General features: G+C 31.9%; 4 protein-coding genes. All 4 read left to right on the top strand.

The features are described from left to right. Positions 1 to 236 precede the first annotated feature (236 nt). The 4 genes from amaB to EM932_RS20530 all read left to right on the top strand — a co-directional run bounded on the left by amaB (position 237) and on the right by EM932_RS20530 (position 6,825). A complete protein-coding gene (gene amaB / locus EM932_RS20545; RefSeq protein ID WP_135879087.1) occupies positions 237 to 1,790 on the top strand; it encodes an L-piperidine-6-carboxylate dehydrogenase in 1,554 nt (517 codons plus the stop codon). Positions 1,791 to 1,982: 192 nt separating this feature from the next. Further along, a complete protein-coding gene (locus tag EM932_RS20540) occupies positions 1,983 to 3,362 on the top strand; it encodes a DUF1800 domain-containing protein (protein WP_135879086.1) in 1,380 nt (459 codons plus the stop codon). Between the two features lie 2 nt (positions 3,363 to 3,364). Then, positions 3,365 to 4,555: a DUF1501 domain-containing protein gene (locus EM932_RS20535; RefSeq protein ID WP_135879085.1), complete on the top strand. Its 1,191-nt coding sequence runs from the start codon at positions 3,365 to 3,367 to the stop codon at positions 4,553 to 4,555. 383 nt (positions 4,556 to 4,938) lie between these two features. Then, a complete protein-coding gene (locus EM932_RS20530; protein WP_135879084.1) occupies positions 4,939 to 6,825 on the top strand; it encodes a hypothetical protein in 1,887 nt (628 codons plus the stop codon). Positions 6,826 to 7,203: the final 378 nt, after the last annotated feature.

Raw genomic sequence — 7,203 nt, 5'->3', positions numbered from 1 at the left:
ATATTTGGAACACCATCGAAGACCTGATGATGGTAATGGAGCAAATTTCATAATTGAGAAATAGCTATTCAGGTGACTTTAAGTCACCAGCCCAAACCTATGGACTTTAAGTCCATAGTGGTTTAGTTAGTATCTGGAAAATATTCTTGAAAATTTTTATAATAAAAATTGAGATTTAAAATAAACTTTATAAGTATCTTGCGGAAAATTAAATAATTCGTAAAAAATCAATATATATGAGTGCAATTTCTGCTGATTTCGGAATAAATGACGCTTTAATACAGTTAGATGTTAAAGATTTAAATGAAGGAAGTTCAACAGGTTCCAATAATTTCTCTCATGGAGATATTATTGAAAGCTATTCACCTGTTGATGGTCAATTAATTGGTAAAGTAAAAATGACTACTAAAGAAGATTATGAGAAGGTCATGGAAAGTGCAACAAGAGCTTTTAAAATATGGAGAACCATGCCTGCACCACAACGTGGTGAAATTGTGCGTCAATTTGGTGAAAAGCTAAGAGAAAAGAAAGAAGCTTTAGGAAAGTTAGTTTCCTACGAAATGGGTAAATCTTATCAGGAAGGATTGGGTGAAGTTCAGGAAATGATTGATATCTGTGATTTTGCAGTTGGGTTGTCGCGTCAGCTTCATGGTTTGACAATGCATTCAGAACGTCCTGGTCACAGAATGTACGAGCAGTATCACCCATTAGGTGTGGTTGGGATTATTTCAGCGTTTAATTTTCCTGTAGCTGTTTGGGCATGGAACACAGCATTGGCTTGGATTTGTGGAGATGTTTGTGTTTGGAAACCTTCTGAAAAAACACCTATCTGCGGTGTGGCTTGCCAGAATATTGCAGCTGAGGTTTTTAAGGATAATAACTTACCAGAAGGGATTTGCAATTTAATTAATGGTGATTATAAGGTAGGAGAGTTTATGACCAAGGATGCTCGCATTCCATTAATTTCTGCAACGGGTTCTACCAGAATGGGAAAAATTGTAGCACAAGAAGTGGCTGCGCGTTTAGGTAAAAGCTTATTAGAATTAGGCGGTAACAATGCTATTATTGTAACACCAGATGCGGATATTAAGATGACGGTTATTGGTGCTGTTTTTGGTGCAGTAGGAACTGCGGGACAACGTTGTACGTCGACGCGTCGTTTAATTATTCATGACAGCATTTACGATCAGGTTAAAAACGCGGTTGTAGATGCTTATAAACAATTACGTATTGGCAATCCACTAGATGAAAACAATCATGTAGGACCGTTAATAGATACAGATGCTGTAAAAATGTATGAAAACGCCTTAACTAAAGTTGTTGACGAAGGCGGAAATATTGTTGTGGAGGGTGGTGTGCTTTCTGGAGAAGGTTACGAAAGTGGATGCTATGTAAAACCAGCTATTGCGGAGGCAAAACCAAACTATGAAATTGTACAACACGAAACATTTGCGCCTGTTTTGTATTTACTAAAATATTCTGGAGGTGTTGAAAATGCCATTGATATTCAAAACGAAGTGGCGCAGGGGTTAAGTTCTGCGATTATGACTAACAACCTAAGAGAAGCAGAACGCTTCTTATCTGTTGCTGGCTCAGATTGTGGTATCGCTAATGTAAACATAGGAACTTCCGGTGCCGAAATCGGTGGTGCTTTTGGAGGAGAAAAAGAAACTGGAGGGGGCCGCGAATCTGGTTCTGATGCCTGGAAAATTTATATGAGACGTCAAACTAATACTATAAACTATACAACAGAGTTGCCTTTAGCACAGGGAATTAAATTTGATTTATAAATCGAAATAAAATATAGAATGTTTAAAAGCCGTTTCAATTTGAAACGGCTTTTTTGTATCTTGGTTTTAATCTCTATTTCTTATTTGAAATATCCATAATGAAAACAAGTAGAGACATAAGGATTAAACCTTTTTAATTAATTCAAGTCAAAGCAATTGTAAAACACTCATAATCCTTCAAATTCAATTTATATGAAGATTAAACATGTTCAACATTTATATTGGCGCATTGGTTTTGGGATTTTACCAACCGAGCTCGAAAAGCTTTCTAGGAAAAATAAAAAAGCTGTGGTTAATAACCTTCTTAATGCTTCAAAAACAATAACACCTTTAAAATTAGATACTTCCGAACTTGATGATTTACTAAGTGGATCTTATGAAAAAACTAGAGAAAACATCAAAAAAGTTCAAACGATAAGTCGACAAAAAACCAAGGAATTGAATGTGGCTTGGGTAGATAGGCTTACAGGTACAAAAGAATTGTTACGAGAAAAAATGACACTGTTTTGGGCCAATCATTTTGTATGTGAAGACAATAATTATGTGTATAGTCAACAATTTCATAATACCTTGAGAACACATGCTTTAGGAGACTTTAAAGATTTTGTTAAAGCTATTTCTAAAGAAGCTGCTATGACTAAATATTTAAATACTAAGCAAAACCGTAAACAAAAACCCAATGAGAATTTTGCGCGCGAACTTATGGAATTATTCACGTTGGGTGTTGGGAATTATACTGAAGATGATATAAAAGAAAGTGCCAGAGCATTTACAGGCTATAGTCATAATTTACAAGGAAATTTTGTTTTTAGAAAACGTCAACATGATGAAGGTTCTAAAACCTTTTTTGGAAGATCAGGAAATTTCGATGGTGATGATATTATTAATATCATTCTGGAAAACAAACAATGTGCTAAGTTTATCTGTGAAAAAATGTATCGTTATTTTGTTAATGACATTATAGATGAAAATCATGTAAATAGTATGGCAGATGTGTTTTATGCAGATTATGATATAGAGAACGTTATGCGTTATATGATGCTTTCAGATTGGTTTTATGATGAAAAAAACATTGGAACAAAAATAAAATCACCTATCGAATTTTTAGTTGGGATAAAACACACCGTTCCTGTAAACTTTAAAAACCCGAAACAGTTATTATACATTCAAAAATTACTAGGTCAAATATTACTAAACCCACCAAATGTCGCAGGTTGGAAAGGTGGTAGAAATTGGATTGATAGCAATACCATAGTTATGCGTTTAAAACTGCCATCACTTATTTTGAATAACGCTTATATTTCTAAAGCTAAAAAAGGAACATCAGATACTGTTATGGAAACCAAAAAGCAAGGGTTTAAAAAGAAGTTTGGAAAACATTTTAAAACAGAAAGCGATTGGAATTATTTTAATAATCAGTTTAAAAATGTGGACATAAACGATTTAGGAAACCATATTCTTGCTTGCGGCATGAGCAAAGCTGCAGGTGAGTATTTAAAAACATTAAGCAAATTATCCAAACAGGAACATTGCGTACAACTAATGTCTTTACCGGAATATCAAATGTGTTAATTATGGATAGAAGGAAATTTTTAAAGAGATCATCTTTGGCGAGTGGCTTATTTTTTGTTCCAAGTTTTGTAAAAGCTTTTGAGCAAGTGACAAGTAGCTGCTTAGGTTATAAAAGATTAGTGATTATACAATTATCTGGAGGAAACGATGGTTTAAATACCGTGGTTCCGTTCAGAAATGATTTGTATTATAAAGAACGTCCAACTTTGGCAATTTCAAAAAATGATATTATAAAACTTAACGATGACGTTGGATTGCATGCTAATCTAGAACCTTTAAAACGCTTGTATGATGATGGTTATTTATCTATTATTAATAATGTAGGTTATCCAAACCCAGTTAGATCGCATTTTAGATCTATGGATATTTGGCATACAGGAACAGATTCAGATAAATATCTGCAGAGCGGATGGTTGGGGAGATATTTAGATCACTACGGAAAACATCCACATAGTGCTATTGAAATTGATGAAAGCTTATCATTAGCGATGAAAGGCGACACTATAAACGCTATAGCAACACAAGACCCCAAAGCTTTTTATAACTTATTAAAAGACCCATATTTTAAGAATATCCATAACCATCAAAATGATGCACATTTGAGTGAACATAATTTAGGTTATTTATATAAGTCTATGATTGCTGCAGAATCCTCTGCCAAGTATATTTATGAAACGAGTAAAACGGTTTCGACTAGTAAAGAATATCCAAATAATTCTTTTGGGAAACAGTTAAAAACAATGGCTCAATTTATCAATTCGGGTCTGGATACTAAGGTCTTTTATGGGTCATTAAATGGCTTTGATACACATGTAAACCAATTAAATGCTCAAAAACGATTATTAAAAACGTATGCTAATAGCATAGGAACCTTTGTTCAAGATTTAAAAGATAACGGAACATTTAAGGATACTTTAATTTTAACCTTTTCGGAATTTGGACGTCGCGTAAAGCAAAATGCTAGTTTAGGTACAGACCATGGTACGGCAAATAATGTATTTATTATTGGGGAGCATTTAAAGAAACAAGGCTTTTATAACAACATGGCTAGTTTAACTGATTTGGATGATAATGGAGATTTAAAATTTGAAATAGACTTTAGAACAATCTATGCAACAGTTTTAAATAAATGGTTAGATGTGAATGATGAAAAAATCTTGAATAAATCGTTTAAACAATTAGATTTTATTTAAGATTTAAACCAGAAAAAACCTTGCCTCAATACTTCCTATCAGTTAAACTAGCGTTAGCTGTTGAGTCTGCAGTTTATTTTAACTATAACTATCACAATGATAAAATGAATATCAGAACGTCTCCCGATATAATATATTTAACAGTATAAATATTAGTTTTTTAGCTAATAGAAAATATGATTTTCATCATTTATAAATAAAGATTCCTGTTATAGATAAGTGTTAACGAAGATATCATATTGCCTGTGACACCACTCGTAAAAGGTAAATGAATAATTTTATGCATCATATGGTTTTTCTTTATTTAATTGTATGATATGTTTTGTCGGGTCAGAAAAACGCAATAGTTTTATTCTTAATAAAAACTATAAGCTTATTTTTCCATGAAAACATTCTATTTTTTTGTCTTTCTGTTATTTCCTTTTTACTTAATAAATGCACAAAATACTTACGATATTCAATTTCCAAAAACTGAAAATGAACGAGATCAAAATTGCCAAAGTTGTTTTCAAATTTTCAGACAAAAGCCCAAAGAAGTAAAATTTTCGATTAAAAGAGAGGGTAACAACCTTTACTTTCAAACCAATGATAAAAAGTGGTTTAATACGCTATTTAAGAATTCGGGTGATGGTATTGCTGTAGATGTGGTTGCAAAAGACCGATATAGTTGTGATTTGGAATCTGTAGTGCCTACTCAAATTAGAGGAAAATTGCTTAAACCTGTTTATGCGTCTAAACTTAAAAGTGGATTAAAACCTCATGATGGAAATGCGTTTAGAGTGCATGTAGGTAGAATTTCAGACACTGATATCAATAAAAAACTAGAATACAACATATTGTTTTTAAGCAATAAGTCTCTATGTAGATATTACGTTGTTTACGATTTGGAGTCTTATAAATGGGATTTGTTAGATACGGGCATGTATTTAGATTCATTAACTTATAACACTAAACAAATCAAACTAACAGCGAAAGAAGGTTATATTTTACGAAGTAAAACCTTGAAATTTAAAATTCCTTTTGAAAAAAATAAATCGGAGTATTCACAGGAGGATATTAAACCTATATACGATTCGTTACGTTTAACCGATTTCAATATAAAAAGTATAAATATTAAAGCATATTCTTCGGTTGAGGGGAGCCTAGAGAGAAATATCGAATTACAAGAACAACGTGCCAACAGTATTGTTGCAGCTTTACAAACATTTCAAAAACCAACTATTAAAATCGAAGTGTCTTCTTCAGAAAATTGGGTAGAGTTTCTTAACGATATAAAAGACACCAAATTTGAAAATCTGGGAAAGCTTAAAAAAAACCTTGTAAAAGCTAAATTGGTTGGAGCACTTTCGCAAGAAATGGAGCCTATTTTGCAATACCACAGAAAGGCCGTTTTGGAGTTAGAATTGGAGAAAAAGAATAAATATAAAACCATAATACCCAATGAGCTTATCGTGAAATTTAATGCCTCTATAAAGGCTGAAAATTTAGATGAAGCTATTGAAATTCAAAATGCCTTGTTCGAGAAACTAAAAAATAAAGAAATTTCTCCTAACTTATTGCGTAGAATGGAGATACCAAAACAGAGCAGGTTTGTCAAAATTTTCAATAAAAATTCGGCATACAGATATATGTTGAATGAATTACAAGGGCTTATTGTTTATAATGAACTTTTGGATTTGGAGAAGCTTGTGCCGAAAAACGGAGAGGTGAAATATAACATCGCGGCCATTAAAATTAGATTATGGAGATTTAGAGCTATCGATATTAATGAAACTAAACTAAAGAACCAAATTTATGCCCTAAAAAATTACGATATTGAAAGTTCACTTATTTCCAGAATGATGGTGAATTATCACATTATAAAAGCAGAAAATTTAATGCGTAAAAGAGATTATGTGAACAAGGATAAGTCGGTTTCCTATATAAAAAATAACTATAAAAAGTTCTATCTATCAGATTACGATTATTTGAGTTTAGCACAATTTTTTAGCTATTATGCCAATGTGGATATGGCTGTGGAATTATTAAAAAAGAAAGCACAAAGCATTAATATTGATGAGGATTTATTGTTTTATTATTTGAATTTAACACTCGTAAAAAGGGAGCTAACCCAACAAGACGATTATAGAACCATATTACTAAATGCTATTAATATGAATAAAGCTCGTTTTTGTAAATTATTTAATACCGTAGAAGGAGGAGGTGTTACTTTTCAGTTATTAGTTGATGAGTATTTAAGAGGTACTTATTGTGAGAATTGTGAGGATTAATGTGAGTCTTATGTAATTATTAGTATTGTCTTTATAATTACAAAAAATGATTTAAAAGAGAAAAAACCTTGCCTCAATACCTAATAATCGGGAGAAACAAGGTTATTCTTAAAAAGATTAATAGCGGTGCAAAAATAATATTTTTTCTTGCATTTCAAAATTTGCGAGTCAAATTTATTAACAAATGTTAATTGAAAAAATCCCCGACACTTTGTGTCGGAGTTTCCGTTGAAATTGTCATTCCCGTTTTTACGCACTACTGTCCGGAATAATATATTTATATTGTTTTATTTGTATTATTTTTACTGATCTTTTTAAGATCAGTAAAACCAAAAGACTTAATTTTCATGTATTCTCAAACATATTTCGGAGAGCTAT

This window comes from Flavivirga rizhaonensis, from assembly GCF_004791695.1.
Lineage (GTDB): Bacteria > Bacteroidota > Bacteroidia > Flavobacteriales > Flavobacteriaceae > Flavivirga > Flavivirga rizhaonensis.
This window is presented reverse-complemented; position numbering and strand designations above follow the sequence as displayed.

Coding starts and splice junctions, on each gene's coding strand:
- EM932_RS20530 (WP_135879084.1), top strand. CDS start 4,939: ATGAAAACATTCTATTTTTTTGTCTTTCTGTTATTTCCTTTTTACTTA.
- amaB (WP_135879087.1), top strand. CDS start 237: ATGAGTGCAATTTCTGCTGATTTCGGAATAAATGACGCTTTAATACAG.
- EM932_RS20540 (WP_135879086.1), top strand. CDS start 1,983: ATGAAGATTAAACATGTTCAACATTTATATTGGCGCATTGGTTTTGGG.
- EM932_RS20535 (WP_135879085.1), top strand. CDS start 3,365: ATGGATAGAAGGAAATTTTTAAAGAGATCATCTTTGGCGAGTGGCTTA.